Source organism: Streptomyces fragilis (assembly GCF_003112515.1).
GTDB lineage: Bacteria > Actinomycetota > Actinomycetes > Streptomycetales > Streptomycetaceae > Streptomyces > Streptomyces fragilis.
Window position 1 is genome coordinate 293,588 of the sequence record NZ_BEVZ01000002.1, and the last position, 25,869, is coordinate 319,456.

The 25,869-nt window shown below is 74.5% G+C and carries 26 protein-coding genes; 17 read left to right on the plus strand and 9 right to left on the minus strand.

Annotation, left to right across the window (positions count from 1 at the left end; translation table 11 throughout):
* Nucleotides 1–162 precede the first annotated feature (162 nt).
* Nucleotides 163–1,686 (minus strand): DEAD/DEAH box helicase, encoded by a 1,524-nt coding sequence (locus Sfr03f_RS03385; protein WP_108952183.1) that lies wholly within the window; start codon nucleotides 1,684–1,686, stop codon nucleotides 163–165.
* A 302-nt stretch (nucleotides 1,687–1,988) separates the two neighbouring features.
* Nucleotides 1,989–2,192, minus strand: a complete 204-nt coding sequence (locus tag Sfr03f_RS03390) for a cold-shock protein (RefSeq protein ID WP_108952184.1) — start codon at nucleotides 2,190–2,192, stop codon at nucleotides 1,989–1,991.
* Between the two features lie 321 nt (nucleotides 2,193–2,513).
* Between Sfr03f_RS03390 and Sfr03f_RS03395 the strand changes: the two genes are divergently transcribed.
* The 4 genes from Sfr03f_RS03395 (at nucleotide 2,514) to Sfr03f_RS03410 (ending at nucleotide 6,397) form a co-directional block, all read left to right on the plus strand.
* Nucleotides 2,514–3,191 (plus strand): ATP-binding cassette domain-containing protein, encoded by a 678-nt coding sequence (locus Sfr03f_RS03395; RefSeq protein ID WP_245967379.1) that lies wholly within the window; start codon nucleotides 2,514–2,516, stop codon nucleotides 3,189–3,191.
* Nucleotides 3,192–3,205: 14 nt separating this feature from the next.
* Nucleotides 3,206–4,867 carry a hypothetical protein gene (locus Sfr03f_RS03400; protein ID WP_159105529.1) on the plus strand — a complete coding sequence of 554 codons (1,662 nt, stop codon included), beginning with the start codon at nucleotides 3,206–3,208 and terminating at the stop codon, nucleotides 4,865–4,867.
* 212 nt (nucleotides 4,868–5,079) lie between these two features.
* Nucleotides 5,080–5,883 (plus strand): peptidoglycan DD-metalloendopeptidase family protein, encoded by an 804-nt coding sequence (locus Sfr03f_RS03405; protein WP_108952187.1) that lies wholly within the window; start codon nucleotides 5,080–5,082, stop codon nucleotides 5,881–5,883.
* 139 nt (nucleotides 5,884–6,022) lie between these two features.
* Nucleotides 6,023–6,397: a DUF2255 family protein gene (locus tag Sfr03f_RS03410; RefSeq protein WP_108952188.1), complete on the plus strand. Its 375-nt coding sequence runs from the start codon at nucleotides 6,023–6,025 to the stop codon at nucleotides 6,395–6,397.
* A gap of 24 nt (nucleotides 6,398–6,421) precedes the next feature.
* Here Sfr03f_RS03410 and Sfr03f_RS03415 read toward each other — a convergent pair whose 3' ends face one another.
* On the minus strand, nucleotides 6,422–7,258 hold the full coding sequence (locus Sfr03f_RS03415) for an SDR family oxidoreductase (RefSeq protein WP_108952189.1): 837 nt from the start codon (nucleotides 7,256–7,258) through the stop codon (nucleotides 6,422–6,424).
* A 198-nt stretch (nucleotides 7,259–7,456) separates the two neighbouring features.
* On the opposite strand from Sfr03f_RS03415, the gene Sfr03f_RS03420 reads away from it, so the two are divergent.
* The 3 genes from Sfr03f_RS03420 to Sfr03f_RS03430 all read left to right on the plus strand — a co-directional run bounded on the left by Sfr03f_RS03420 (nucleotide 7,457) and on the right by Sfr03f_RS03430 (nucleotide 9,126).
* Nucleotides 7,457–7,702 carry a helix-turn-helix transcriptional regulator gene (locus tag Sfr03f_RS03420; RefSeq protein ID WP_108952190.1) on the plus strand — a complete coding sequence of 82 codons (246 nt, stop codon included), beginning with the start codon at nucleotides 7,457–7,459 and terminating at the stop codon, nucleotides 7,700–7,702.
* Nucleotides 7,702–8,229 (plus strand): hypothetical protein, encoded by a 528-nt coding sequence (locus Sfr03f_RS03425; RefSeq protein WP_108952191.1) that lies wholly within the window; start codon nucleotides 7,702–7,704, stop codon nucleotides 8,227–8,229. The genes Sfr03f_RS03420 and Sfr03f_RS03425 overlap by 1 nt, the downstream gene beginning before the upstream one ends.
* Nucleotides 8,230–8,499: 270 nt before the next feature.
* Complete coding sequence (locus Sfr03f_RS03430) at nucleotides 8,500–9,126, plus strand: LysE family transporter (protein WP_245967380.1); 627 nt, start codon at nucleotides 8,500–8,502, stop codon at nucleotides 9,124–9,126.
* A 70-nt stretch (nucleotides 9,127–9,196) separates the two neighbouring features.
* On the opposite strand, the gene Sfr03f_RS03435 is transcribed toward Sfr03f_RS03430, so the two are convergent.
* From Sfr03f_RS03435 to Sfr03f_RS03445, 3 genes are all read right to left on the minus strand, one after another.
* On the minus strand, nucleotides 9,197–9,583 hold the full coding sequence (locus tag Sfr03f_RS03435; protein WP_108952192.1) for a VOC family protein: 387 nt from the start codon (nucleotides 9,581–9,583) through the stop codon (nucleotides 9,197–9,199).
* A 145-nt stretch (nucleotides 9,584–9,728) separates the two neighbouring features.
* On the minus strand, nucleotides 9,729–11,315 hold the full coding sequence (locus Sfr03f_RS03440; protein WP_108952193.1) for an alkaline phosphatase D family protein: 1,587 nt from the start codon (nucleotides 11,313–11,315) through the stop codon (nucleotides 9,729–9,731).
* 264 nt (nucleotides 11,316–11,579) lie between these two features.
* Complete coding sequence (locus Sfr03f_RS03445; RefSeq protein WP_108952194.1) at nucleotides 11,580–12,209, minus strand: TetR/AcrR family transcriptional regulator; 630 nt, start codon at nucleotides 12,207–12,209, stop codon at nucleotides 11,580–11,582.
* Nucleotides 12,210–12,400: 191 nt separating this feature from the next.
* Between Sfr03f_RS03445 and Sfr03f_RS03450 the strand changes: the two genes are divergently transcribed.
* Nucleotides 12,401–13,939 carry an MDR family MFS transporter gene (locus tag Sfr03f_RS03450; RefSeq protein WP_108953412.1) on the plus strand — a complete coding sequence of 513 codons (1,539 nt, stop codon included), beginning with the start codon at nucleotides 12,401–12,403 and terminating at the stop codon, nucleotides 13,937–13,939.
* Between the two features lie 78 nt (nucleotides 13,940–14,017).
* Here the strand turns inward: Sfr03f_RS03450 and Sfr03f_RS03455 are convergent, their stop codons facing one another.
* Nucleotides 14,018–14,782 carry an SDR family NAD(P)-dependent oxidoreductase gene (locus Sfr03f_RS03455; RefSeq protein ID WP_108952195.1) on the minus strand — a complete coding sequence of 255 codons (765 nt, stop codon included), beginning with the start codon at nucleotides 14,780–14,782 and terminating at the stop codon, nucleotides 14,018–14,020.
* Nucleotides 14,783–15,184: 402 nt separating this feature from the next.
* On the opposite strand from Sfr03f_RS03455, the gene Sfr03f_RS03460 reads away from it, so the two are divergent.
* Entirely contained in the window at nucleotides 15,185–17,359 is a 2,175-nt protein-coding gene (locus tag Sfr03f_RS03460) for a SpoIIE family protein phosphatase (RefSeq protein ID WP_108952196.1), read from the plus strand.
* A 117-nt stretch (nucleotides 17,360–17,476) separates the two neighbouring features.
* Nucleotides 17,477–17,875, plus strand: coding sequence for a DUF7144 family membrane protein (locus Sfr03f_RS03465; RefSeq protein ID WP_108952197.1), 399 nt, complete (start codon nucleotides 17,477–17,479; stop codon nucleotides 17,873–17,875).
* A gap of 65 nt (nucleotides 17,876–17,940) precedes the next feature.
* On the opposite strand, the gene Sfr03f_RS03470 is transcribed toward Sfr03f_RS03465, so the two are convergent.
* Nucleotides 17,941–18,213 carry a GlsB/YeaQ/YmgE family stress response membrane protein gene (locus tag Sfr03f_RS03470; protein WP_108952198.1) on the minus strand — a complete coding sequence of 91 codons (273 nt, stop codon included), beginning with the start codon at nucleotides 18,211–18,213 and terminating at the stop codon, nucleotides 17,941–17,943.
* Nucleotides 18,214–18,305: 92 nt separating this feature from the next.
* Here Sfr03f_RS03470 and Sfr03f_RS03475 point away from each other — a divergent pair, with 92 nt between their 5' ends.
* The 7 genes from Sfr03f_RS03475 to mnhG all read left to right on the plus strand — a co-directional run bounded on the left by Sfr03f_RS03475 (nucleotide 18,306) and on the right by mnhG (nucleotide 25,468).
* The gene (locus tag Sfr03f_RS03475) at nucleotides 18,306–19,214 is read left to right on the plus strand and encodes a PfkB family carbohydrate kinase (RefSeq protein WP_108952199.1); all 909 of its coding nucleotides are present in this window, start codon (nucleotides 18,306–18,308) and stop codon (nucleotides 19,212–19,214) included.
* A gap of 172 nt (nucleotides 19,215–19,386) precedes the next feature.
* Nucleotides 19,387–22,338 (plus strand): Na+/H+ antiporter subunit A, encoded by a 2,952-nt coding sequence (locus tag Sfr03f_RS03480; protein ID WP_159105530.1) that lies wholly within the window; start codon nucleotides 19,387–19,389, stop codon nucleotides 22,336–22,338.
* Nucleotides 22,335–22,763: a Na(+)/H(+) antiporter subunit C gene (locus tag Sfr03f_RS03485; RefSeq protein ID WP_174721525.1), complete on the plus strand. Its 429-nt coding sequence runs from the start codon at nucleotides 22,335–22,337 to the stop codon at nucleotides 22,761–22,763. Before Sfr03f_RS03480 ends, Sfr03f_RS03485 begins: the two co-directional genes overlap by 4 nt.
* Nucleotides 22,760–24,280 carry a Na+/H+ antiporter subunit D gene (locus Sfr03f_RS03490; protein WP_108952201.1) on the plus strand — a complete coding sequence of 507 codons (1,521 nt, stop codon included), beginning with the start codon at nucleotides 22,760–22,762 and terminating at the stop codon, nucleotides 24,278–24,280. Before Sfr03f_RS03485 ends, Sfr03f_RS03490 begins: the two co-directional genes overlap by 4 nt.
* Nucleotides 24,277–24,846 carry a Na+/H+ antiporter subunit E gene (locus Sfr03f_RS03495; protein ID WP_108952202.1) on the plus strand — a complete coding sequence of 190 codons (570 nt, stop codon included), beginning with the start codon at nucleotides 24,277–24,279 and terminating at the stop codon, nucleotides 24,844–24,846. The genes Sfr03f_RS03490 and Sfr03f_RS03495 overlap by 4 nt, the downstream gene beginning before the upstream one ends.
* Entirely contained in the window at nucleotides 24,843–25,109 is a 267-nt protein-coding gene (locus Sfr03f_RS03500) for an MrpF/PhaF family protein (RefSeq protein ID WP_108952203.1), read from the plus strand. Before Sfr03f_RS03495 ends, Sfr03f_RS03500 begins: the two co-directional genes overlap by 4 nt.
* Nucleotides 25,106–25,468: a monovalent cation/H(+) antiporter subunit G gene (gene mnhG / locus Sfr03f_RS03505; protein WP_108952204.1), complete on the plus strand. Its 363-nt coding sequence runs from the start codon at nucleotides 25,106–25,108 to the stop codon at nucleotides 25,466–25,468. The genes Sfr03f_RS03500 and mnhG overlap by 4 nt, the downstream gene beginning before the upstream one ends.
* 118 nt (nucleotides 25,469–25,586) lie before the next feature.
* Here mnhG and Sfr03f_RS03510 read toward each other — a convergent pair whose 3' ends face one another.
* Nucleotides 25,587–25,814: a twin-arginine translocase TatA/TatE family subunit gene (locus Sfr03f_RS03510; protein WP_108952205.1), complete on the minus strand. Its 228-nt coding sequence runs from the start codon at nucleotides 25,812–25,814 to the stop codon at nucleotides 25,587–25,589.
* Nucleotides 25,815–25,869 lie beyond the last annotated feature (55 nt).

The following is a 25,869-nucleotide window of genomic DNA, read 5'->3' on the forward strand; positions in this document are numbered from 1 at the left end:
GCCCGACTGACCCGGCCGGCCCGACCGGTCCGGCACGATCCGAGCCCCCGAGCCGCCCCACCGGCCGGGGGCTTCCCCATGCCCCACGTCCCCGGGGCACGAACGGGACCGCCCGCCGGCGCACTCGGGCGCGGGCGGGCGGTGAGAGGGGCGCGGCAGGGATCAGCGGCCGGTGCTGCCGCCGGTGGTGCGGCGGCGGGCCTGCGAGGGGCGGCTGCGGCGACCGCGGCGGGAGGCCACCGACCGCGAGGCCGGGGCAGCGGCGGGCGGCGCCTGGATGACGACCGGGACACCGGACGGCGCCTGGGCGCCGGTGATCCGGGTCAGCTCCGCCTCGCCCGAGCGGACCCTGGCGATCTGCGGGGTGATGCCGGCGTCGGCCATCAGCCGGTCCATGTCCCGGCGCTGGTTCGGCAGCACCAGCGTCACGACGGTGCCCGACTCGCCCGCCCGCGCGGTGCGGCCGCCACGGTGCAGGTAGTCCTTGTGGTCGGCCGGCGGGTCCACGTTCACGACCAGGTCCAGGTTGTCGACGTGGATGCCGCGCGCCGCAACGTTCGTGGCGACCAGCACGTTCACCAGGCCGTCCTTGAACTGGGCCAGCGTCCGCGTCCGCTGCGGCTGCGACTTGCCGCCGTGCAGCGCCGAGGCCCGCACGCCCACCGACAGCAGGTGCTTGGTGAGCCGGTCCACCGCGTGCTTGGTGTCCAGGAACATGATCACGCGACCGTCGCGGGCGGCGATCTCCGTGGTCGTGGCGTGCTTGTCGGCGTCGAAGACGTGCAGCACGTGGTGCTCCATCGTGGTGACCGCGCCCGCCGACGGGTCCACCGAGTGGACCACCGGGTCGTGCAGGTAGCGGCGCACCAGCAGGTCCACGTTGCGGTCCAGGGTGGCGGAGAACAGCATCCGCTGCCCGTCCGGGCGCACCAGGTCCAGCAGCGCGGTGACCTGCGGCATGAAGCCCATGTCGGTCATCTGGTCGGCCTCGTCGAGGACCGTGATCGAGACCCGGTCCAGCCGGACGTCGCCGCGGTCGATGAGGTCCTTCAGACGGCCCGGGGTGGCCACCACGACCTCCGCGCCGCCGCGCAGCGCGCTCGCCTGGCGGCCGATCGACATGCCGCCGACCACCGTGGTGAGCCGCATCCGCAGGGCGTGCGCGTACGGGGTGAGCGCGTCGGTGACCTGCTGGGCCAGCTCACGGGTGGGCACCAGGACCAGGCCCAGCGGCTGACGGGACTCGGCGCGCTGCCCCGCGAGGCGGGCCAGCAGGGCCAGGCCGAAGGCCAGCGTCTTGCCGGAGCCGGTGCGGCCGCGGCCCAGGACGTCACGCCCGGCCAGCGAGTTCGGCAGCGTGGCCGCCTGGATCGGGAACGGAGCCGTGACGCCCTGCGCCGTCAGCGCGGACAGCAGCGCCGCCGGCAGGTCCAGCTCGGCGAACGCCTCCACGGCCGGCAGCGCCGGGGTGATGGTGGCGGGCGGCGCGAACTCGGCGGAACGGGCCGGCGAGGAGGGACGACGGGTGCCGCCCTTGCGGGACGGGGCGCCCTGACGGCCGCCGCCGGAGCCGGAGCCCTGCGAACGGAAACGGCCGGCGCCGCGGGCGGAGCCGCCCGAGCCGCCGAAACCGGCCGCGGTGCGGCGGTCGGGACGCGAGCCGTTGGAACGTGTGGTGCGGTTCATGCGGAACCTTCCTCGATGCGGCACACGTATCGAGGAATTCCCCCGGGCGGATGAACGCCATGCGGGTATTCGCAATACTGAGCCGGTGAACGGGCGAAACAGGGCCGGCCGGAAAAAGGGCGGGCGACTGCGCCGAAAGAATGAGCCGGACGGGTGGACGGGAGGCGCACCTCCGTCATGGGTTCGTCCGTGCGGTGCGGGCGGCGGCGTGAGGCCGGGCCGCCCGGTGGTGCCGGAAAGCACGGGACTGGGGCCCGCACCCCAAAGTGTGCGGGCCCCAGTCCGTCGTACGCGCGTCGGCGTCAGGCAGGAACGATGTTCTCGGCCTGCGGGCCCTTCTGGCCCTGCGTGACGTCGAAGTTCACCTTCTGGCCCTCCTGAAGCTCACGGAAGCCGGAGGTGGCGATGTTCGAGTAGTGGGCGAAGACGTCGGGGCCGCCGCCGTCCTGCTCGATGAAGCCAAAACCCTTTTCCGAGTTGAACCACTTCACGGTGCCAGATGCCATATTGAATCTCCTTCTGGGGCAGTGCCCGGATCCACACCGTGTGGAACCGGAGTCGCTGCGATGATTTCCCGTCCGGAGATCTCCGGCAAGCGGTGAGACCGCCGAAAACAAAAAGAGTGCTCGTCGACGAAAGGGTCGGAAGAGCACTCGAAGCCTCTGGGAACCAAAACTGCAACTTCTGTGACCGTAGCACAGGTGCAGGGCCGGTGGGTCGGTGGCGGTGCCGGGAGTGACCGGGGTCTCTCCCGTGTCGCCCGCCCCCGTGGTGTGATGACCGGCGGGAAACGGCGGGTGGGACGCCCGCGGGGGAGGAGCGGCGCGGTGGGACCGGCGGATCTGCTGACGGCCACGGGAGTGTGCCGGAGTTACGGGGAACGGGTCGCGCTGCGCGCCGTCCGGCTGGTCGTCCGGCGCGGAGAACGCGTCGCCCTGATGGGGCCGAACGGGTCGGGCAAGTCCACCCTGCTGCGGATCGCCGCCGGACGCGACCGGCCCGACGCCGGGACGGTCACCTTCGACGGCGCGCCGATGAGCGAGAACGACCCGCGGGTGCGGGCCCGGGTGGCAGTCGTCGCCGACACGCCGAGCTGGTACCCGGACCTCACCGTGCGCCAGCACCTGGAGCTGGTGGCCGTCGCCCACGGCGTGGAACGGGAGGGGATCGACACGGCTCTGCGCGCACTGCGCCTTCACGCGCACGGCGGGTCCGTCCCCGGCGCGCTGTCCTCGGGGCAGCTGCAGTCGCTGCTGCTGGCAGCCGCGCTGCTCCGGCCGCGCGACCTGCTGGTGCTCGACGAGCCGGAACAGCGGCTCGACCCCGGCGCCCGGCGCCGCCTGGCCGGCATGGTGCGCGCCGAGGGCGCGCGCGGCACGGCCGTCCTCTACGCGACCCACCACCGCGAGCTGGCGGGTGCCGCGGACCGCGTGGTGCTGATGGAGGACGGGGCGGTGGTCGCGGACGGTCCCGCGGACGAGGTGCTCGCGACGGTGGAACGGTGAGCGGCGGGCCGCCCGTGACTCCGCGTGCCCGGCCCCCGGAGCGGAAGGAGACGCCGCACGAGGACCGGACGGCCGAGGTCCTGGCCTGGCTGAGGGCGCGGCGCGGCGCGGAGCGCGGACGGCGGTTCGTCTCCCGCGCCTACACCGCGCTGGTGCTGCTCGCCGGGTGGTACGGCCTCTTCCTGGCGGGGCTGCTCGCCGAGGTGCGGCAACGGCCGTTCGCCGCGCACGCCGCCGTGGTCGAGGCGGCGCTGCCCGCGGGTCTCGTCGCGGTGGCCGCCGCCGCCCTGTGGGCGGCGCTGCGCGACGCGCTCTGGCGGGGCCCGGTCACGCCGCCCGGACCGGACGTGGACTGGCTGCTGGCCCTGCCGGTGCGGCGGCGGGCGGTGCTGCTGCCGTGGTTCGGGCTGTCCGCCGCTCTCTGGGCGGCCGCCGCGCTGCTGCTGGGAGTCGCCGGGGCGGCCGTGCTCGCGGCGACCGGTCAGGGCGCCCTGGGGCCGCTGACGGCCGCCTGCGCCGGCGCCGCCGTCTGCACGGCCCTGTGGGCCGTCGCCGCCGCGGCGGTGGTCCAGCGTTCGCGCCGGGCGGCGGACGCCGTGCACCGCGCCACCCCGTGGGCGGTGGCGGCCCTGCTGTCGGCGGGCGCCCAGGCGGTCGCCGCGGCGCTGGGGAGCAGGGCGCGGTGGCTGGAGACGGCGGAACTGTGGTCCGGGCCCTGGGGCTGGGCCGCGCAGCCGGTCGTGGCGGCGGCGGGAGGCAGGGCCCCGCTGTGGCCGGTGGCGGTGTTCCTCCTCCTGTCGGTCACGGCCGGCGCGCTGTGGCTCGCCGTGCGGTGCCTGGGGGGCATCCCCGCGGAGACGCTGCGGGTCCGGGCCGGGGCCGCGGGTGGTGTGCTGGCCGGAGTGCTCGCGGCGGACCCGCGGGTGGTGCGCCTGGCTGCGGCCCGCGCGCGGGAGGCCCGGGGCCGGGGGAGGACCGCCCGGTGGGCCGGGCGGCTCGCCGCTCCGCGCTCCCCGCGTCTGCTGACGGTCTGGCGGGACGCCGTGGCCCTGGCGGCAACGCCGCGGCGGACCGCCTCGGCGGTGGCCCTGCTGGGCGGAGCCGTCGCCTGGGCAGCGGCCGCCGCGGCGGGCGGCGCCGGACCGCCGGCCGCCGCGGCGGGCGGCGCCGGACCGCCGGTGACGGCGGCCGCGGCCGTACCGGCCTACGCGGCGGCCGCCCGGCTCCTGGAACCGGCCCGGCTGGACGGGGACGATCCCCGCCGGGCCGCCTGGTCACCGCGGCCGTTCGAGCGGACCGTGGTGGCGCACGCGGTGGTGCCGACGGCCGTGCTGACGGTGGCGGGGGCGGTCGTCGCGCTGGTGACGGGCGGACCCTGGACGCCGGCGGTCGTCGCCGCGGCGGTGTCGGTGATGGTGGCGGCCGGGCTGGTGAGCGCCTACCGCCCGCCCACCCGCGTCGCGCTGCTGTACGGGTCCGCCGCGCTGACCGGAGCCGGGCCGGGACTGGCCCTGCTGTGGAACGCGGCGGGACCTCTGGCGGGCGTCGCCGCGGTGACCGTGCTCCTCGGCGGCGCCGGTGATCCGGGCGCCGGGCGGATGACGGCCTGCTGGGCGGTCACGGCGGTCCTGCTGCTGTGGGCCCGGCGCCGGGCGGCGGCGCTGGTCCGGCCGTGAGAGCGGAACGGCTCCGGCAGGGGAACGGGACAGCTCGACGCGACCGGGCGCGTCACCGAGGTGGTGGACGATGATTGACGATCGGTAAGTCATAACAGCAAGAAGCGCGGCGTGACCGGAGAAGGCCGATACCGGCCCTTGCCGGGGGCGGGGCGGCGGTCCTACGTTCCGGGCGTCGCGTTCCGCGGCGTCCCCCCGTCCCGAGGAGCAACGTGTCCCTGCTCAGACGCCTCCCCGCCCTGATCGCCGTCGTGCTGCTCTCCCTCACCGGTCTCTCCGCCTCCCCGGCGCAGGCCGCCGCGGGCGCGGTCGCCGCCGCCCCCAACTTCAAGGCGCCCTACCCCTGCGGGCAGCGCTGGACGTACAGCCACCACTCCGCCGAGGTGCGCCGCGCCCTGGACTTCGTCCGTGCCGACGGCGGCGCCACCGCCGGCACCCCGGTCCTCGCCTCCGCCGCGGGCACGGCCACCCGCTACTACCAGGCGAGCGGCGCCGGCAACTACATCGTCATCGACCACGGCGGCGGCTGGCGCACCTACTACTTCCACCTCGCGGCGTACTCCGTGCCCAGCGGCGCCTACGTCGGCCAGGGCCAGCAGATCGGCACCACGGGCTCGACCGGGAACTCCTCGGGGGCCCACATCCACTACGAGCAGCTGTACAACGGCACCGGGCAGAACATCGTCATCAACGGCGTCGGGCTGTCCTACCCGGGCTCCTACAACCAGGCCTACCTGACCAGTGACAACGGCTGCGGGGGGAGCGGCGGCGCCGCCTTCACCACCTGGGGGAGCGGGGTCAACGTCCGCGCCGACGCGCGGCTGAGCGCCCCGGTGGTCGCCACCCTGGGCGGGCCGACCGCGGTGTGGGTGGTCTGCCAGAAGCAGGGCGACACGGTCAACGCGGAGGGCTACACCAACAACTGGTGGAGCAAGCTGCGCGACCAGAACGGCTTCGTGTCCAACATCTACATCGACCACCCGTCGGCCCAGTTGCCGGGCGTTCCGCTCTGCTGACCGTGCGGGTGCGGTGAGCCGGCGGTGTCCGGACGGGCCGGGTGTTGGTCCGTCCGGACGCCCACCGGTGGCGTGGGCCGCGGTCAGCCGTTCCGCTGGGATCAGGCGCGACCGAACCCCAGCGAGGAGCCGAGACGTGATGACCACCTGGACCCGCACCGAACTCGCGGGCATCGGCGAAGCGGAAGAACTCGAGATCGCCTCCGTCGGCGAGGACGGCGCACTGAGCGACTGGCGCACCATCTGGGTGGTCCGCGACGGCGACGACGTCTACGTCCGGTCGGTCTACGGCCCCGGCTCCCGCTGGTACCGGGGCACCCGGGCCCGCCACCAGGGCCGCATCCGGGCGGGCGGCGTGGAGAAGGACGTGACGGTCGTCGACGCCGATCCCCGGCTCAACGACCGCGTGGACGCCGCCTACTACGCCAAGTACGAGGCCTATCCGGCCTCGCTGGAGACCATCCTGACCGAGCCGGCCCGCTCGACCACCATGCGGCTGGACCCCCGCGAGTGACGGCGGGGTCCGGCTCCGCCGGACTCAGGCCCTCGGGGCCTTCGGGGCCAGGAACTCCGCGGCGCCGCGCACCCGGGTGCGCAGCAGACGCCCGGTGGCCCCGCCGTCCAGGCGGACGTCCGCCGGGCCCGCGTCCTCGCTGTCCGCGCGCCGGCCGGCCGGCACCGCCGCCGGGTCGAGGCCGTCGCGGCGGGCGATCAGGAGGCCGAGTTCGTGGCGGCTGACCGCGTCGGGTCCCGCGACGTGGAAGGTCCCCGCGTGCGTCGGCTCCGCCAGTTCCAGGAGTGCCGCGGCGAGGTCCGCGACGTGGACCGGGCAGCGGACCTGGTCGGTGAAGAGCACGCCGGCCCGGCGTCCGGCGGCCAGGTCGTGCACCAGCCGCTCGTGCACGGAGTCGCCGTCGCCGAGGATCAGCGAGGTGCGGACCACCGCCGCCGCGGGCGTGAGCAGACGGACGGCGGTCTCGGCCGCGGCCTTCGCCGCCCCGTACGGGGTGGTGGGGTCAGGACGGGCGTCCTCGTCGTAGTGGACCCGGGCGCCGGAGAAGACCGCGTCGCTGGACACGTGCACCAGCCGCAGGCCCCGCTCCGCGGCGGCCATGGCGACCCGGACGGCGCCCTCCGCGGTGACGCCCCAGTCCCCTTTGCGGTAGGCCGCGTTGACCACGGTGTCCGGGCGCGCCTCGTCCAGCACCCGGTCGAGCCGGGCCGCATCGCGCAGGTCCAGCGGCAGCCAGGCCACGCCGGGCACGGTGCCGGGCCGCCGGGTGAAGGTCCCGGCGACCCGCCGCCCGGCGGCCGTCGCCTGCCGCGCCAGCTCGGAGCCGAGGTAGCCGCCGGCCCCGACGATCAGCAACGTCATGGAACGACACGTTAGGCCAGGAGGGCGCGGCTCGGGCGGTCGAGGACCGGTCAGGTTTCGAGAAGCCCCGGCGGCGGCCCGGCCCCTGGCGTGGAGCACATGACGACGACCACCGCATCCCACGCGTCCCTGTCGTCCGGTGCACGTTGGCCGAAAGTCGTGCAGTCCGAGTGCCTCGAAATGTAGTACTTCTTATACATGAGCGAGCAGGTGCACAACAGATTGGCGATGGTGCGCGCTGAGCGGAAGGTGTCGCGGCAGGAGTTGGCCGAGGCCGTGGGCGCGCACTACCAGACCGTCGGCTACATCGAGCGGGGGCAGTACAACCCGAGCCTCGACCTGGCGCTGAGGATCGCGAAGTACTTCGGGCTGCCGGTGGAGGCGCTGTTCTCCCTCGAGCCGTTCCAGCCGCTCACCGAAGAGGTCTACGGAGGGAAGCAGTGATGACGACCGACCACCTCACCCGCTACGACCGGGCCATGGTTCGCCTGATGAACCGCGGCGAGGGGCGGACCCTGTACGCGTCGGCCCGTCGCCGCAGGGTGGTCGTCGCCGCCCACGTGGCGCTCACGGCGGCGCTCGGCGGGCTCATGACGTACCTCTACCTGGCGCAGCGGGAGCAGTGGTGGCTGCTCGTGCCGATGGTCCCGCTGCTGCTCGCCTGGATGTTCCTCACCGGGGTGATCAACAGTGCCACCCGCGGCCTGCTCGAACTGCGCGAACGTGCCCTGGACGAGCGCCAGCTGACCGACCGGGCCCGGGTCGGGGCGCTGGCCCACCGGGCGATGACGCTGCTGCTGCTGGCCGCCGTGGCCGTCCTGCTCTGCGCGGGCGCCGTCCTGGGCGCCGCCCCCACGGCCTACGCCGCACCCCTGCTGATCGCTGTGCTGGTCACCCACTGGCTGATGCCGCTGTGGGTTGCCGGAACGACGGCCCGGGACGAGCCGGAGGACGATCTCCCGCACGTCTGAGAAGGCGGCGCGCGGCGTCCGCGGCCGGGGCGCGGAGATGTGGGTCCGTCCGCGGAAGTGGGGTCGCGGGCGATGTGGGTCCGTCCGCGGAAGGGGGGGCGCGCGGACATGTGGTCGCGCAGAAATCCGATTGCGCGGCCGGGGCGCCGCCGCCGACCATCTGCCCATGAACGCGACCACCGCCCGCCCGCTGCCGCCCTCCGCCGCCCGATCGGCGCGGGGCCGACAGCGCCGGAGCGCCGGCCTGCCGGGAGCGACCCGCCCACGCCGGTGAACGGGGCCCTGGTCGCGGGGCTGCTCGCGGGGTACGGCATCGCCGTGCCGGTGGGGGCGGTCGGCGCGTACCTGGTGACGTTGAGCGCGCGGACCACGCCGCGCACCGGCGCCTGCGCGGCACTCGGGGTGGCCACGGCGGACGGGCTGTACGCGCTGCTCGCCGTCCTCGGCGGCTCGGCGCTCGCCGAAGTCGTGCGGCCCTTCGCGGACCCGCTCCGGTGGGCCTCCGCGCTGGTGCTGCTGGCTCTCGCGGTGCTGGGCGCCCGCGCCGCGGTCCGCGCCCACCGCGCCCGGCGGGCCGCGACCCGGGCCGGGAGGAGTCCCACCGGTCCGGGCCGGGCCTACCTGACGCTGCTGGGGATCACGCTGCTCAATCCCATGACGGTGGTGTACTTCGCCGCCCTGGTGCTCGGCGGCGACGCGGCCGACGCCCCCGCGCCGCCGGAGCGGGCCGCGTTCGTGCTGGCCGCGTTCGCGGCCTCCGCGAGCTGGCAGCTGCTGCTCGCGGGAGGCGGCACCCTGCTGGGGCGGATCCTCACCGGCGACCGCGGCCGCCTGGGGACCGCCCTGGCCTCCAGCGCGCTGATCGCGGTCCTGGCCGTCCGCACGGCGGCCGGCTGAGCCGCCGGCGGCCGGGAGGGCGCGGGACCCCGGTGTGCCCGCTACGCGGGGCCGGGCGGTGCGGCGGGCGTCACTTCCATCCGCCGTACGGCACCGTGATCAGTTCCATGGCGTGGCCGGCCGGGTCGAGGAAGTAGACGCCGCGGCCGCCGTCGTTGCGGTTGATCTCTCCCGGCAGGGTCTGCCGCGGATCGGCCCAGTGTTCGACGCCCCGTGCCGTGATCCGCGCGTACGCGGCGTCGAACTCCTCCTCGGAGACGAGGAAGGCGTAGTGCTGGGCGGCGAGGTGCTCCTCGGGGACGGTGGCGAAGTCGAGGGTGACGCCGTTGTCGAGTTCGACGGCCACGAACGGGCCCCACTCGGCGGTGATCTCGAGGTCCAGCAGCTCCGCGAAGAAGCGGGCGGATTCCCGGTTGTCCCGGGCGTGGACGATGGTGTGGTTCAACTGGACGGACAAGGTATGCCTCCAACGGGCATATCCCGGCACCTCCATGCTCCACCCGGACGGTGGCCGGCACGCGATGCGGCCACCGAGACTAGTGCGCGGCGGTGCGGCCGTAAAGCGGTGAAGGGACGCGTGCCGGCCGGGAAGGGCGGACGCCTCAGACCTGCACGCCCGGCACCCGGTCCTCGACGACCACGCTCGCTCGGGTGGCGACCGGGGCGCCGGGCCGCTGCACGTACGGCACGACGCGGAAGTCCGTGGTCCAGCGGCGGCGGTCGACGTGGACGCGGGCGTAGCCGCGCTGTGCGTTGAAGAACTTCATGTGCGGGTTGGCGGCGAGGAACGTCTCGCCGTCCGGGCCGACGTCCACGCCGTCACCGCCGCTGGTGATCGAGGTGCCGACGAACTCCGCCCCCACGGTGGGGGATTCGGGATCCTGGTAGTCGCGCTTGAGGTCCCAGGCGTAGTTCTGGTGGCGGTCGCCGGTGATGACGACCAGGTTGCGCACGCCGCGCCGGTCCGCCTCGGCGAGCAGGCGGTTGCGGTCGGCGACGTAGCCGTCCCAGGGGTCGAGCCAGACCAGTTCGGCCGGGCCGGGGTCCTTGTCGGTCCGGCCCATGGGAGCCTGGTTGCCGAGGATCTGCCACTGGGCCCCGGAGCGGGAGAAGTTGCCGAGCACCCAGTCGCGCTGGCGGGCGCCGAGGATGGTGCGGTCGGGGTCGAAGCGCGCGGTGCTGGTGGCGGACTCGCCGTCGCCGTCGGCCTGGTCGTCGCGGTACTGGCGGGTGTCCAGCATGGTGAGGTCGGCCAGGCGGCCGTAGCCGAGCCGGCGGTGGATCCGCATGCCGGGGCCCCGCGGCATCTGGGCACGGCGCAGCGGCTGGTGCTCGTAGAGGGCCTGGAAGGCGGCGGCGCGGCGCTGCCGGAAGACGGCGGGGTCCTGGTCGGGTTCGGTGTCGGCCTGGGAGACGTCGCCGGCCCAGTTGTTCTCCACCTCGTGGTCGTCGAAGGTGACGATCCAGGGGAAGCGGGCGTGGGCCTTCCGCAGCGGCTCCTCCGCCTTGTAGAGGGCGTACTGGAGGCGGTAGCGGGCCAGGTCGAAGGTCTCGGTGTGGAACTTCGGGTCGGTGGTGACGCCGCGCCGGTTGCTGCGCACGCCGGACTCGTACAGGTAGTCGCCGAGGTGCACGACGAAGTCGAGGTCCTCCTCGGCCATGTGGTCGTAGGCCGTGTAGTGGCCGTCCTGCCAGGCCTGGCAGGAGGCGAAGGCGAACCGCAGCTCGGCGGGCCGGCCGTGCGCCGGCGGGGTGGTGCGGGTGCGGCCCACGGGGGAGAGGTGCCCGGCGGCGCGGAAGCGGTAGTGGTACACGCGGTCGGGGAGGAGCCCGCCGACCTCCGGGTGGACGGAGTGACCGAGCTCCGGGGTGGCGACCACGCTGCCGCGGCGCACGACCTTGCGGAAGCGGTGGTCGGCGGCGACCTCGTACTCCACGCGCACCGGCGTGGGCGGCATGCCGCCCAGTCCGTCGGCGGCGAACGGGTCGGGCGCCAGGCGGGTCCACAGGACGACGCCGTCGGGCAGCGGGTCGCCGGAGGCGACGCCGAGGGTGAACGGGTCGTCGATCGCGGCGGGGGTGGACCAGGCGGGATCGGCGCTCCACAGGCCGGTGCCGAGCATCAGGGCGGCGGCCCCGGCGGTGCCGTGGCCCAGGACGGTTCTGCGGGACAGGTGCAGGTCGGCCATGCTGCCTCCTCGGAGGTCGGGCTGGGACATCCGGAAGGCTGCTCCCCGGCGATGACGCAACGAGGGTGACCCAGTGGCCGACACATGAATTCGCGTGAGGTGGCGCGACGGAGTGCTTCACGCGGACGACGGTTGACGACCCGTCCGATCCGTCCGATCCGCCGCCGAGGCCGACACCGGCACCGATGCCGACCCCGCCACCGATGCCGACATCGACACCGGCGCCGGCGCCGACGCCGCCCGTACCGCGTCGCGTACCGCGGCTCAGGCCTGCCCGGCGCCGGGATCGTCGAACGGCCGGCCCATGAGGTGCAGGACCTGGTCGGCGAGGTCGAGCAGCTCGGCCGGGTGCTCCGACTCGAACCAGGTGCGCATGGTGGTCCGCATGGCGGCCAGGAAGGCGGCGGCCAGGACGCGGGAGCGGAGCGGCTCGGCGCCCCGCTCGGCCAGGACGCGGGCGAGGTCCTGCTCCAGGCCGGCGTGGGTGGCGAGCTGCCGGCCCAGCAGCGAGGGATGGCGCAGGGCGAGCCGGGTGCGGGTGATCGTCTCCCGGTCGGGCGAGAAGGGCCCGGGCTCGAAGGAGCGCAGGGCGGCCCGCAACGCCGTCCAGGGACCCTCCTGCGCGGGCCGTCCGGCGACCGCGCGCAACAGGGCGGCGGCCTGCTGCTCCTCGCCCCAGAGGACGGCGTCCTCCTTGGTGGCGAAGTAGTTGGAGAACGTCCGGCGCGAGACCCCGGCCTCGTCGGCGATCGCCTCGACCGTGACGTGGTCCAGTCCGTTCTCCACCGTCAGCCGCAGTGCGGCCCGGTGCACCGCCTCACGGGTCGCGGCCTTCTTGCGTTCGCGCAGGCCGGGAGGGCTGTCCGGGGCGGCGCTGCGATCGGTGGTGTCCATCGTCGGCAATGGTAAGGCCACGGCAAGAAAAATGCCCAGTGGGAAAATTTGCACAGTGTGCATGTATTGTAGGGGCATCCAGCCCCCTTCCGTGCGGGCATCCCTGTTTCCCCACTCCTGCTCCGGAGGACTTCTTGAGCGCGCCCGTCGCCGATCCCCCCGCCACCGACCAGCCCGAGGCCGCCGCCCCGATGGGCCACCGGGCCGTCCTGCGGGCGATGAGCGGCCTGCTCCTGCTGCTGTTCGTCACGATGATCAGTAGCACCATCGTCTCCGTCGCGCTGCCGCAGATCATCGGAGCGCTGAAGGGCACCCAGTCGCAGTACACGTGGGTGGTCACCGCGATGCTGCTCACCTCGACCGCCTCCACGCCGATCTGGGGGAAGCTCGCCGACCTCTTCAGCAAGAAGACGCTGCTCCAGGTATCGATCGTGATCTTCTTCGTCTCCTCGCTCGGGGCGGGCTTCGCCCAGAACACCGAGACACTGATCGCCTTCCGCGCCGTGCAGGGCCTCGGCATGGGCGCGTTGCAGGTCCTGGTCCAGGTGATCATCGCCGCGATGATCAGCCCCAGGGAGCGCGGCCGCTACAACGGCTACCTCGGCGGCGTGATGGCCGTCGCGACGGTCGGCGGCCCGCTGCTCGGCGGTGCCATCGCCGACGCCTCGTGGCTCGGCTGGCGCTGGTGCTTCTTCTTCGCCCTGCCGTTCACGGCCGTCGCCTTCGTGATCCTCTCCCGGACCCTGAGGCTGCCGGTGGTGGAGCGCGCGGGCGACAAGCCCAAGGTCGACTACCTGGGCGCCACCCTGATCGCCGCCGGCGTCAGCCTGCTGCTCCTGTGGGTCACCTTCGTGGACGACAAGTTCGCGTGGATCTCCTGGGAGACCGGCGCCATGGTGGGCGGCTCGGTGGTCCTGCTGGGGCTCGCGGTGTTCGTCGAGTCGCGGGTCGCCGACCCCGTCGTCCCGCTGCGGGTCATCAAGCGGCGCGACCCGGCGCTGGCGATCGTCGCGAGTCTGGCGGTCGGTGTGGCCATGTTCGGCGGCGCCGTCTTCCTGGGCCAGTACTTCCAGATCGGCCGCGGCTACTCGCCGACCAAGGCCGGCCTGATGACCATCCCGATGATGGCGGGCGTGCTGCTCTCCTCGACGATCGCGGGCAAGCTGGTCTCCCGGACCGGCAAGGTCAAGCCGTACATCGTCGCCGGCACCGTGATCCTCACGCTCGGCTTCCTGACCCTGTCGGTGATCGACCACAGGACGCCGATGTGGCACGTCTTCGCGGGCATGTTCCTGATCGGCGTCGGCGTCGGCATGTCGATGCAGAACCTGGTCCTGGTGCTGCAGAACACCGTGCCGCTCTCGGAACTCGGCGCGGCCAGCGCCTCGATCACCTTCTTCCGCTCGCTCGGCGGCACGATCGGCGTCTCGGTGCTCGGCGCGGTCCTCGCCAACAGCGTGGCCACGAAGATCGCCGAGGGCCTGCGCGCGATGGGCGTCGACACCTCCGGCGGCGGCGCCGGGGCGGGCGCCAACCTGGACATCGCCTCGATGCCCGCTCCGGTCCAGGAGATCGTCCGCGCCGCCTACGGCGAGGCCACCGGCCAGATCTTCCTGGTCGCCGCGGCCGTCGCGGTCGTCGGCATCCTCGCGACCCTCTTCCTCACCTCCACCGAGCTGCGCGACAGCGTGGACCTGCAGCCGCAGGGCGCGGAGTCCGCGAAGGTCTGACCGCCCGCCGCCGCGACGCCCGTGGGGCCGCCTCCTCGAGGAGGCGGCCCCACGGGTTTCCGCGCGTTCGCGGAAGGCTCACAGCGAGGTGTACCCGCCGTCCACCAGGTGGTAGCTGCCGGTGATGAAGGAGGCCCGGTCGGACAGCAGGAAGGCCACCAGTTCGGCGACCTCCTCGCTCCGCCCGAGACGGCCGATCGGGTGCAGGCCCACCAGCGCGTCACGGGTGTCCGTGTCCAGGTTCTCCAGCAGCGGCGTCTCGATGAAGCCGGGACCCACGGAGTTGATCCGGATGTTCCTGGTGGCGTACTCCACCGCGGCGCACTTGGTCAGGCCCAGCACGCCGTGCTTGGCGGCGACGTAGGCCGAGGAACCCTGGAAGGCCACCGATCCGAGGATGGACGAGACGTTCACGATGGAACCGCCGCCGGCCTCCTCCATCGCGGGGATCTGGTAGCGCATCGAGTGGAAGACGCCGTCCAAGTTGGTGCGCACCACCCGGTCCCAGTTCGCCGGCGTCTGCTCGCCGGTGGGCGCGCTGTCACCGCCGATGCCGGCGTTGTTGACGCCCAGGTGGCAGCCCCCGAAGGTGTCGACGGTGAAGCGGACGGCGGCCTCGACGGAGGCGGCGTCCGACACGTCCACGGTGAAGGCGGCGGCCTCGAAGCCGTCCTCCCTCAGGCCGGCGGCCGCCTGCTCGGCGCCGTCGGCGTTGTAGTCGGCGATCACGACCTTGGCGCCGCCCTCCGCGAGGCGGCGGGCGATGGCGAGGCCGATGCCGGAGGCCGCTCCGGTGACGAGGGCGGCGCGTCCGGCGAACTCGGTGGCGTAGTCGGTGCTCACAGTCGGGCTCCCTTTCCTGGTGTGCGGCCGGCCCGGGCACGCGGCCGGGGGTGACGCGGTCCGGCGGACGCGGCGGGTGCCCTGCGGCGCTCCGCGGTGACATATCCGCACGAGCACCGTAGACCGGGCACATCCGGCGGGCACCTCGGTCCCTCGCGCGGCCGGGGAGGGTCCCCCGTCGCCCCGCGGCCGCCGGCCCCGGGCCGCGGGCGGGCAAGGGGGCGTGTGCCCTCGGGGCACGCCGGGAAAAAACCACGCGGTGCGCCTAGGCTGTTAGATGCAGAACAGCGGACAAACCGGGCAGGGCCGGAGGCTCCCGTCCCCCGCCCGGGGCGACGCGGATCCCCGCCCGGCTGGTTCGCCGGCGCCCGGTCGCCAGCCGACGGCTGGAAGGTGTCTTTCATGACGGACGCGGAGGTCAGGGCCTCCGGGCGGACGGACGTCGAAGCCCTGGAAGAGGTCCTGGCGGAGGTGACGAGGGACACCGCGGCCTCGGTGGGCGCCCTCTACCTCACGGATCCCGACGAGGACGTGCTGTGGCTCGCGCTGGTCTCCGGGGGCACCAGCCACCTGCTCGACCCGTGGGTCCGGGTGCCGCTGGACAGCCCCTTCCCGGTGGCGCAGGCGCTGCGCGAGAACACCATGGTCTGGGTGCCCGACCAGCAGGACATGGCGCGGCGCTACCCGGTCCTCGGAATGGTCATGCCGTACGACGCGATGCTGGCCGCGGTCCCGGTCCACGGCGAGGAGGCGTGGGGGGTGCTCGCGCTGCTCCTCCCGACGAACGACGAGGGCGCGCTGGGGCCGGAGGAGGCACAGGCCCTGCGGGCGGGCTGCCGGCGCGCGGCCCGTGTCCTGGACGAGCGGCGGGCGTCCGGCGCCGCGCCGGTGCGGGCCGGCGACCGGCCGCGCGTGGTCACCCCGCTGCCGCGGGAGGATCCCCCCGCCCCCTTCGTCGCGCGGGCCGCCTACGACCTCGTGCAGCGCCTGCCGATCGGCTTCTGCACCCTCGACCGGGACGGCCGGGTGACCTACGTGAACCCGACGGCCGAGCAGATGCTGGAGATCGACGCCGACGCCGTGCTGGGACAGCGGCCGCAGGCGGTCCTGCCCTGGCTGGGCGACCCGGTCTTCGAGTCCCACTACCGCGCCGCGGTGGTGACCCGGCGCACCGTGGGCTTCACCCGGCCGTCCCCCGAGGGCCACTCGCTCGCCTTCATGCTCTTCGCCCACGAGAACGGGGTCGGCATCAGGATCACCGACGCCGGCGTGAACCAGGCACTGTCCGACGTGATGCCGGTGCGCCACCCCCGTGCCTCGGACATCCAGCCGGCCGCCCTCTACCACCTGACCCACGTCGCCGCCCTGCTCGCCGAGGCGACCTCGACCCTCGACATCGTCCGGCTGGTGCGCGAGCAGGTGACCCCGGCCTTCGGACCGGACTCCTTCGTCCTGGCGCAGGCCTCGGAGGGGCGCCTCACCGTCCTCGGCTCGGGCGGGCTGGACGAGGCACGGGACGCGTTGCACGAGGGCATGCCGCAGGCCGTCGTCGGGCCCGCGGCCGAGGCCCTCGCCGACCACCGCCAGCGCTTCCACACCGCCCTGGAGGAACCGGCGGAACGCACGCCGTCCTCCCGGCCCGCGCGGGACCCGATGACCGCCTGGGCCGTGCTCCCGCTGATCACCGACTCCCGGGAGGTGGGCTGCCTGGTCCTCGGTTACCGGGAGCTGCGCCCGTTCCCGGTCGCCGAGCGCACCCTGCTGACCTCGCTGGCGGGCGTCATCGGCCTCGCCCTGGACCGGACCCTGACCACCGACACCGAGCACCGGCTGGCGCTCGACCTCCAGTCCGTCCTGCTGCCCCGCCGGCTGCCGGTCGTCCCGGGCCTCGCCCTCGCCGCCCGCTACCTGCCCACCACACGCGGCTCCGGGGTGGGCGGGGACTTCTACGACGTCATCCACCAGGAGGACGACGTGGGGGCGGCCGTCGCGGTCGGCGACGTGCAGGGCCACGACACGGAGGCCGCCGCGCTGATGGGCCAGGTGCGCACCGCGGTCCGCGCCATCGCCGGCGCGCCGCCGGGCGAGGTGCTGGGGCGCACCAACCGGCTCCTGCTCACCCTCGACGCCGAACGGTTCACGAGCTGCCTCTACGCCCACATCGATCCGGTCGCCCACCAGGTCCGGCTGGCCAACGCCGGACACGTCCCCCCGCTCCTGCGGCGCCCCGACGGCCGGACCGGCGCGGTGGATGTGCCGCCGGGGCTGGTGCTCGGCATCGACGGCGGTTTCGCCTACTCGACCACCACCCTGGACTTCCCCGCGGGATCGGTGCTGGCCCTCTACACCGACGGCCTGGTGGAGAAGCCGGACACGATGATCGACGACAGCGTCGGCGACCTGGCCCGGACACTCGCCGAGGCGGACGTGACCGACCTGGACGCGGCCGCGGAGACCCTGCTGCGCCACGCCTACGACTCGGGTCCCCGCTACGACGACATCGCCCTGCTGCTCATCAGGGCCGAGGACCGGCCGACGGCCCGTCCCGGCGCGGCCGGCGTCCGCCGCACGCCCTGACCCGCGCCGGACCCGGCCGCACGCCCGGCGTTAGCCCGTCCGCCGCGCCCGGGGTGCCGCGCACCGGCCCGCACCGCACGCTCGGGGGAGCGGACGTCACGGCGGAGGGACCGAGGCATGAACAGGCAGGCGGGCCCCGGCGGGAAGCAGTTGCTGGCGGCGAGCGGGACGACGTTCGCCGGCGTGCTGCTGGGCGTCTCGGGCACGGTGACGGTGCTGCAGGGCATCGCCGCGATCGCCGGCGACGACGTGTACGGCCGGATCGGCGCCTACGTCTTCGAGTTCACCCTCACCGACTGGGGCGTGGTGCACCTGGTCCTCGGCGCGCTGCTGCTGGTGACCGGCATCGGGCTGCTGGGCGGCAAGGAGTGGGCCCGGGTGACCGGCCTGGTGCTCGCGGTGCTCAGCATCGTCGAGCAGTTCATGTTCCTGCCCTACGCACCGGTGTGGTCGGTGCTGCTCATCGCCCTGGACGTGTTCGTCATCTGGTCACTGGCCACCTACCGGCCGGCCTGAGCCGCCGCCCTCCGTCCGGTGCCGGCCGCCCCGGCCGGCGTCGGCCGCCGCACCCCGGGCCGGTGTCAGCCGCGCTCGCGGGAGTGGCCGAAGAAGACCCGGTAGACGATCAGCAGGACCAGCGCGCCACCGATCGCGGACACCCAGGTCGCCGGGTCGTAGAAGTCCTGGTCGACCGGACGGTCGAAGAAGCGGGCGGACAGCCACCCGCCGAGGAACGCGCCGATCACGCCGATGACCGTGGTGCCGATCAGGCCGCCCGGATCGCGGCCCGGCATCAGGACCTTGGCGATCGCCCCGGCGACCAGCCCCAGCACCACCCACGCCACGACGCTCATGTCCGGCTTCCTCCGCATTTCCGTCCCGTCCGGCCTCGCGGCCGTACGGGGTACCTGCCCAGCGACGCGGCAGGTCACGCCAGGATGGGCCCATGGAGCGAACCAAGGACGACCTCGACGTACTGGTCCTCGGCGGCGCGGGCGTGGACACCATCGTGTACGTGCCCGAACTGCCCCTGCCGGACGCGGACAGCCGGCTGGTGCAGGGGGTGCTGGCACGGGCCGGGCACACCGGCGACTTCGTGGCGCTGGGCCTGAACCGCCTCGGCCTGAAGGTCCACCACCTCGACGTGGTGGGCGACGACCCCGAGGGCGAACTGGTCCGCGCCTTCCACCGCGAGCACGGCATCGCGCTCACCGCGCCGCACGCCCCCCACGGCACCCGGCGGGCCGTCAACCTGGTCGGCCCGGACGGCCGCCGGGCCTCCCTCTACGACGGCAGCCGGGGTGGCGGGCACTACCCCGAGGAGACGGTCGCCGCCCACGCGGGGCGCGCCCGGCACGCGCACGTCTCCATCACCCAGCCCGCCGCGGACGCCCTGCCGGTGCTGCGGCGGGCGGGCGTCACCGTCTCCACCGACCTGCACGACTGGGACGGCGAGGCCGCCCACCACCTGCCGTTCGCGCTCGCCGCCGACCTGGTGTTCCTCTCCGCCGCCGCCCTCCCCGCCGACCCCCGGCCGACCATGCGCCGGATCGCCGAGGAGGGCCGGGCGCGGGTGGTGGTGGTCACCGCCGGGGCCCAGGGCGCGCTGCAGCTGGCCGACGGCACGATCAGCCGGATCGCCCCGGCCGTCCCGCCCGCGCCGGTGGTCGACTCCAACGGCGCGGGGGACGCCTTCGCCGCGGGCTACCTGTACGGCTGGCTGCGCGGCGACGACGCCGAGCGGTGCGGACGCCTCGGCGCGGTCGCCGGCGCCCACGCCTGCACCGTGCCGGCCACCGTCGCGGACGCGGTCGACGAGACCACGCTGCTGCGCGCCGCCGAGGCCGCGCACTGAGCCGCCGGGTCGCCGCCCGCTCCGGCCGGGCCCACGCGGCCCGCTGACGGGTCCTCCGGCGGGGGAGGGGGCTGAGCCATCCAGGGCAGTGCGGCAGGCGGCGCGAGGTCAGGGCGTTAAGGCTGGGGCGATCAGGGAACCGGAGGCACACTGCCCAGCGCCCGGAGGTCGCGTGCTCGTCGTCGTGCTCTCGCAGCTGGCGTGCGCCGCCGTGCTGCCCGCTGCCGCCCGGCGTATCGGCCGGGGGGTGTGGGCGGTCGCCGCCCTCGTCCTCGCCGGCTCGCTCGCCTGGCTGCTCACCCGCACGGCCTCCGTGCTGGACGGCACGACGTACACCGAGACCTACGCCTGGTCCCCGGCGCTCGGCCTGGAGATCGCGCTCCGCCTGGACCCCCTGTCCCTGATGATGGCCCTGGTGGTCACCGGCGTCGGCGTCGCCGTGATGACGTACGCCGCCTCCTACCACCACCTCGGCCACGGCCGGGAGGCCGGACTGCTCCTGGCGTTCGCCGCGGTGATGCTGGGTCTGGTCCTCGCCGACCACCTGCTGCTGCTCTACGTCTTCTGGGAACTGACCTCCGTCGCCTCCTTCCTGCTGATCGCCGGGCGACGGGAGGGCGGCGACCGGCAGCGGGCCGCCGAGCAGGCCCTGCTCACCACCGTCGCCGCCGGTCTGGCCATGCTGCTCGGCATGGTGATGCTCGGCCAGGCGGCCGGCACCTACCGGATCTCCGCCCTGCTCGCCGACCCGCCGCCCCCCGGCGCGACGGTGACCTGCGCCCTGGTCCTGATCCTGGTCGGCGCGTTCGCCAAGTCCGCCCAGTTCCCCCTGCACGCCTGGCTGCCCGCCGCGATGGCCGCCCCCACCTCGGTCAGCGCCTACCTGCACGCGGCGACCATGGTGAAGGCCGGCGTCTACCTGGTCGCCCGGCTCGCCCCCGGCTTCGCGGAGACCACCGGCTGGCGGCCACTGGTCCTCACGGTCGGCCTGTACACCCTGGTGGTCGGCGCCTGGCGGGCGCTGCGCGAGACCGACATGAAGCGGCTGCTGGCCTACGGCACGGTCAGCGAACTGGGCATGATGATCGCCCTCTTCGGCATGGGCACCCGCACCGGCGCGCTCGCCGGGGCGGTGCTGCTGCTCTCCCACGCGCTGTTCAAGGGCGCGCTGTTCATGGTGGTCGGCATCGTCGACCACCAGACCGGCACCCGCGACCTCAGGGAGCTGTCCGGCCTGGGCCGGGCGCTGCCGGTCCTCGCGGGGGTGGCCCTGCTGGCCGGGGCGTCGATGGCCAAGCTGCCGCCGACGATCGGCTGGATCGCCCAGGACGGCGCCCTGGAGGCCATGCTGCACGGCCACATCACCGGTGAGGCGTGGGCGACGGCCGCCCTCTGCCTGGGCTCGGTGTTCACCGTCACCTACACCGCCCGCTTCCTGCAGGGCGGCTTCGCGGTCAAACGCGACCGCGGCCCCTCCGGAGCGGTCGAGGCGCCCCGGCCCCTCTTCCTCGCCCCGGCCGCCGCGCTCGCCGTGCTCGGGCTGGTGGCCGGCGTCGGCTACCCGGCGGTGGACGCGCTGACCGCGCCGTACGCCGACCGGTACCCCGCGACCGGCAAGCCCTTCCACGCCGAGCTCTGGCACGGCTGGACCCTCGGCGTGTGGCTGGCGCTGCTGATCGTGGTGCTCGGTCTCGCCCTGCACGCCGCCCGCCGGCCGTTCTCCCGGCTGCTGCGCCGCCTTCCCCGGCTGCCCGACGCGGAGTGGTGCTACCGGCGCACCATGGTCGCCCTGCACCACGGCGCCGTGGTGCTCACCCGGTACACCCAGGTCGGTTCGCTCCCGCTCTACCTGAGCGCCATCCTGATCACCGTCGTCCTGCTGCCGTCGATCGCGGTGCTGCACGAGATGCCGCCGCTGCACGAGATCCGCGCCTGGTGGACGCCGGCCGAACTGCCCCTCGCGCTCACCGTGCTGATCGCCGCCGCCGGCGCCGCGGTGATCAAGCACCGGCTCGCCGCCGTCCTGGTCACCGGCGCCGTCGGCTACGCCGTGGCCGGGCTGTTCGTGGTGCAGGGCGCGCCCGACCTGGCGCTCACCCAGTTCCTGGTCGAGTCGCTCACCCTGGTCGTGGTGGTCCTGGTGCTGCGCCGGATGCCGTCGCGCTTCACCCCCGCCTCCGGCACCGCGCTGGGACGCTGGACCCGGGCCGCGGTGGCCGTCCTGGTCGGGGTGTTCGTCGCCGGGTTCGCGCTGACCGCCCCTCAGGGACGGCAGAACGCCGGGCCGGCCGGCGAGTACCTGCGCCGGGTCGGCGAGACCGGCGGCCAGAACGTCGTCAACGCGATCATCGTGGACTTCCGCGCCCTGGACACCATGGGCGAGATCGCCGTCCTGATGGTCACCGCCCTCGGCGTCATCAGCCTGATCCGGCTGGGCACCCGTCAGGACGAGCCCCGGCAGGACGCGTCCGCGCAGGACGGCGACGGCAAGGACCGGTCCGCGCGGGACGAAGCCGCGGGCGACGAGGACGGGACGGGCCGGCGCCCCGGGCCCGACGGCGCCGCGGACCCCTCCGACTTCCCCGCCGCCGCCCGCTGGGACGAGCCCCGCGAGCACTGGCTGCCCGGCAGCACCGACCTGCTCGGCGCCGAACGCTCGGTGCTGATGGAGGTCGTCACCCGGCTGCTGTTCCCCTCCATCCTCGTCGTCTCGCTCTTCCTGCTGCTCTCCGGCCACTACCGCCCCGGCGGCGGGTTCGCGGGCGGGCTGGTCGCCGGACAGGCGTACATCCTGCGCTACGTGGTCGCCGGGGCCGGCGACGTCGAGCGCGCCGTCCCGCTGCGCCCCGGCCACCTGATCGGCACCGGCCTGACCCTCGCCGCCGTCACCGGCCTCACCCCGCTCGCCTTCGGACGGCCCCCGCTGACCAGCACCCTGTGGACCTGGCACCTGCCGGTGCTCGGCCAGGTGAAGAGCAGCAGCAGTCTCGTCTTCGACATCGGCGTCTACCTGCTCATCCTGGGAGTGATCCTGACCCTGCTCTCCGCCGCAGGCACCTCCCTGCGCGCCCCCGTGCCCCAGCTCGGCACCGGAACCGGCACGGTGGGAGGGAGGCGCCCGTGAGAAGCCTCGACCTCACCATGGCGCTGGTCGTCGGCGGCCTGTTCACGGCCGGCGTCCACCTGCTGCTGCAGCGCTCGCTGATGCGCGTCGTGCTCGGCATCATCCTGCTCGGCCACGGTGCCAACCTGCTGCTCCTGGAGGCCGGCGGACCGCTCGGCGACCCGCCCATCACCGCCGGCGGCCCCGACGTCGACGTCTCCGCCCACTCCGACCCGCTGCCGCAGGCCATGGCGCTCACCGCCATCGTCATCACCTTCGGCGTCACCACCTTCCTGCTCGCCCTCTCCCACCGCTCGTGGCGGCTCACCGGCCACGACGAGGTGCAGAACGACCCGGAGGACCGGCGGATCGGCGACGTGGCGGAGCGCGCCGACGACGACCCCACTCCGCACCTGCCGACCGACGACCGGGGAGACGCCGGATGATCCTCGCCCTCGTCGCCGTCCCCGTGCTGGTCCCGCTGCTCGCGGCCGGTCTCTCGCTGATCGTGTCCGCCAGCACCGACCGGCAGCGCACCGTCACCCTCACCGCGCTCGCCCTCGTCCTGGCCGACGCCGTCGCCCTGCTGGTGGTGGTCGAGCGGGACGGCACCGTGGTGGTCGCCGCCGGGGACTGGGCGCCGCCGGTGGGCATCGTGCTGGTCGCCGACCTGCTCGCCACCATGCTGCTGGCGCTGGCCGTGCTGGTCGCCCTGGCGGTGCTGCTCTTCGCCGTCGGGCAGGACAACGCCGACCGCGGACCGGGCATCACCGTGCCCTACCACCCGTCCTACCTGGTACTGGTGGCCGGGATCGCGCTGGCCTTCCTGGCGGGCGACCTGTTCAACCTGTTCGTCGCCTTCGAGATGCTGCTCTCCGCGTCCTACGTGCTGATCACCCTCGACGCGGGCCCCGGGCGGGTGCGCGCCGGCATGACGTACGTCATCACCAGCCTCACCTCCTCGCTGCTGTTCATCACCGCGCTCGGCCTGGTCTACTCGGCCGCCGGCACCGTCAACCTCGCCGACCTCGCCGTCCAGGCGGAGCGCCTGCCGCCCGGACTGCGCACCGCGCTCAGCCTGATGCTGCTGGTGGTCTTCGGCATCAAGGCCGCCGTCGTCCCGCTGCATTTCTGGCTGCCCGACAGCTATCCCACCGCGCCCGCCCCGATCACCGCCGTCTTCGCCGCGCTGCTCACCAAGGTCGGCGTGTACGCGATGGTGCGCACCGAGAGCCTGGTCTTCCCGCGGGAGGGCGCCTGGTGGGTGGCGACCGTGCTGGCGGTGGCGACCATGCTGGTCGGCATCCTCGGCGCCGTCGCCCAGGACGACATCAACCGCCTGCTGTCGTTCACCCTGGTCGGCCACGTCGGCTTCATGATCTTCGGCCTGGCGCTCTCCGACGTCGCCGGGCTGACCGGCACCATCCTCTACATCCTCCACCACATCACCGTGCAGGCCACCCTCTTCCTGGTGGCCGGCCTGATCGTCAACGCCGCCGGGACGGCCGAGCTCTCCCGCATGGAACGGGGCGAGGGCGCCCGCCGGGTGCACCCGCTCACCGGGCTGCTCTTCCTGATCGGCGCGCTCAGCATGGCCGGCGTGCCGCCGCTGTCCGGCTTCATCGCCAAGTTCGCGCTGCTGCGGGCCGCCGCCGCGCACGGCGGCGTCGCGGCCTGGCTGCTGGCCGGAGCCGGCCTGGTCACCAGCATCCTGACGCTGTACGCCATGGTCCGGGTGTGGCGCGGGGCGTTCGCCCCCGGGCAGGGCGACCCGCTCCCGCTGCGGGGCCGGCCCGGCATGATGCTGACCATGTCCGCGGCCGTCGCCATGGGACTGACCGGCCTCGGCCTCGCGGTGGCCGCGGGCCCGCTGGCCGACCTGGGGGAGCGCGCCGCCACCGAACTGGTGGAGCCGGGCGGATACCGCACGGCCGTGCTGACCGGGGAGCGTGAGGGCCGGTGAACCGCCCCGTGCTGCGCCGGCTGCCCGCTCTGCTGTGGCTATGGCTGCTGTGGGTCCTGCTCTGGTCCACGCCCAGCGCGCTGGTGATCGTCGGCGGCCTGCTCGTCGCCCTGTCGGTACTCGCGGTCTCGCGCTTCCCGGGCGTCTCCCGGCAGATCACGGTGCGACCGCTGCGGCTGCTCGCCCTGTGCTGGCGGCTGGTCGCCAACCTCGTCGTCTCCGCCACCGCGGTCGCCTGGGCGGCCGTGCGGCACGGCCCCAGGGTGCGGGCCGCGATCGTGGAGATGCCGCTCGACGCGGACAGCGACCTGCTGGTGACCCTGGCGACGCTCCTGACCAACGTCTCGCCCGGCAGCCTGGTCCTGGAGATCGACCGCCGCGGCGGCGTGCTCTACGTCCACGTCCTGCTGGTCGTCGCCTCCGGCGAGGCGGGGGAGGCCCGCCGCAAACTGCTCGCCAACGAGCGCCGCCTGGTGGCCGCGCTGGGACGCGACGACCCGGACGACGTGCCACCGCTGCCGCCTCCGCCCCCGTCCACACCCCCGTCACGGAAGGACGACGCGTGACCGCCGTCTACTACGTCGTGTTCGCCCTGCTCGGCCTCTCGTCCCTGCTGACCGTGGTGCGGCTGGTGAGAGGGCCGGGGGTGCTGGACCGCATCGTCACCCTGGACGTGCTGGTGACCCTGTTCGCGGCCGGCATCGCCGCGGAGGCCGCGCGGCGCGAGGACGGCACGGGGCTGCCGGTGCTGCTCGCCGTCACCCTGCTGGCCTTCGTCGGCTCGGTCACCGCGGCCCACCTGGTGGAGAAGCGGGAGGGCATGCGGTGAGCGTCGTCCTGGACGTGGTCTCGGCTGTGCTGCTGATCGGCGGGGCGCTGTTCTGCCTGCTGGCCTCGGTCGGCGTGCTCCGCTTCCCCGACGCGGTGTGCCGGCTGCACGCCGCGGCCAAGGCGCAGACGCTGGGGCTGCTGATGATCCTGCTGGGCGCCGCCCTGCAGAACGCGCCCCGGTACGCGGTACCGCTGGCCCTGGTCGCGCTGTTCCAGCTGCTCACCATCCCGGTGACCGGGCAGATCGTCGGCCGCACCGCCTACCGGACCTCGTCGCTGTCCGAGGCCTCGCTCACCGAGGACGCGCTGGCCCGCCGGGTGCCGCCGGAGGAGCGGCTGCCGAGCCCGGACGACTGACCGGCTCGGCGGGGCGTGCCGGGTAAGGCCAGGCAGGCCCGGGGGTTGCTCGGTGTGCGGGCCGCCCGTGCGGCGAGGCGTGCCGGACGGGCCGGGGCGCGGGCCGCCGGAGGGGCCGTCAGGCCCTGTCAGCCGGGTGGCCCGGTGCCGCGGCGTCGCGGGGGACGACCTCGCCCTGGACCACCTTCGGCTCGCCGGGTGCGGGCTCGTCCTTCAGCGCGCGCGACTCCGCCTTGAGGATGCGGGCCGACTTGCCCGCCGAACGGACCACGTCGGGCAGCCGCTTCGCCGCGAGGACGGCGGCGACGACGAGCAGGAGGAGGGCGAGCTCGCTCAGTCCGAACATGGGGTTCCGTTCTGTGATCGGTGGGGCGGGCAGGGGACCGCGCCGTCGGAGAATG

Excerpts from the sequence above, each read along its gene's own strand:
- Sfr03f_RS03385 (WP_108952183.1), bottom strand. The coding sequence starts at position 1,686 with ATGAACCGCACCACACGTTCCAACGGCTCGCGTCCCGACCGCCGCACC.
- Sfr03f_RS03390 (WP_108952184.1), bottom strand. The coding sequence starts at position 2,192 with ATGGCATCTGGCACCGTGAAGTGGTTCAACTCGGAAAAGGGTTTTGGC.
- Sfr03f_RS03410 (WP_108952188.1), top strand. The coding sequence starts at position 6,023 with ATGACCACCTGGACCCGCACCGAACTCGCGGGCATCGGCGAAGCGGAA.
- Sfr03f_RS03415 (WP_108952189.1), bottom strand. The coding sequence starts at position 7,258 with ATGACGTTGCTGATCGTCGGGGCCGGCGGCTACCTCGGCTCCGAGCTG.
- Sfr03f_RS03420 (WP_108952190.1), top strand. The coding sequence starts at position 7,457 with ATGAGCGAGCAGGTGCACAACAGATTGGCGATGGTGCGCGCTGAGCGG.
- Sfr03f_RS03425 (WP_108952191.1), top strand. The coding sequence starts at position 7,702 with ATGACGACCGACCACCTCACCCGCTACGACCGGGCCATGGTTCGCCTG.
- Sfr03f_RS03440 (WP_108952193.1), bottom strand. The coding sequence starts at position 11,315 with ATGGCCGACCTGCACCTGTCCCGCAGAACCGTCCTGGGCCACGGCACC.
- Sfr03f_RS03445 (WP_108952194.1), bottom strand. The coding sequence starts at position 12,209 with ATGGACACCACCGATCGCAGCGCCGCCCCGGACAGCCCTCCCGGCCTG.
- Sfr03f_RS03450 (WP_108953412.1), top strand. The coding sequence starts at position 12,401 with ATGGGCCACCGGGCCGTCCTGCGGGCGATGAGCGGCCTGCTCCTGCTG.
- Sfr03f_RS03460 (WP_108952196.1), top strand. The coding sequence starts at position 15,185 with ATGACGGACGCGGAGGTCAGGGCCTCCGGGCGGACGGACGTCGAAGCC.
- Sfr03f_RS03465 (WP_108952197.1), top strand. The coding sequence starts at position 17,477 with ATGAACAGGCAGGCGGGCCCCGGCGGGAAGCAGTTGCTGGCGGCGAGC.
- Sfr03f_RS03470 (WP_108952198.1), bottom strand. The coding sequence starts at position 18,213 with ATGAGCGTCGTGGCGTGGGTGGTGCTGGGGCTGGTCGCCGGGGCGATC.
- Sfr03f_RS03475 (WP_108952199.1), top strand. The coding sequence starts at position 18,306 with ATGGAGCGAACCAAGGACGACCTCGACGTACTGGTCCTCGGCGGCGCG.
- Sfr03f_RS03490 (WP_108952201.1), top strand. The coding sequence starts at position 22,760 with ATGATCCTCGCCCTCGTCGCCGTCCCCGTGCTGGTCCCGCTGCTCGCG.
- Sfr03f_RS03510 (WP_108952205.1), bottom strand. The coding sequence starts at position 25,814 with ATGTTCGGACTGAGCGAGCTCGCCCTCCTCCTGCTCGTCGTCGCCGCC.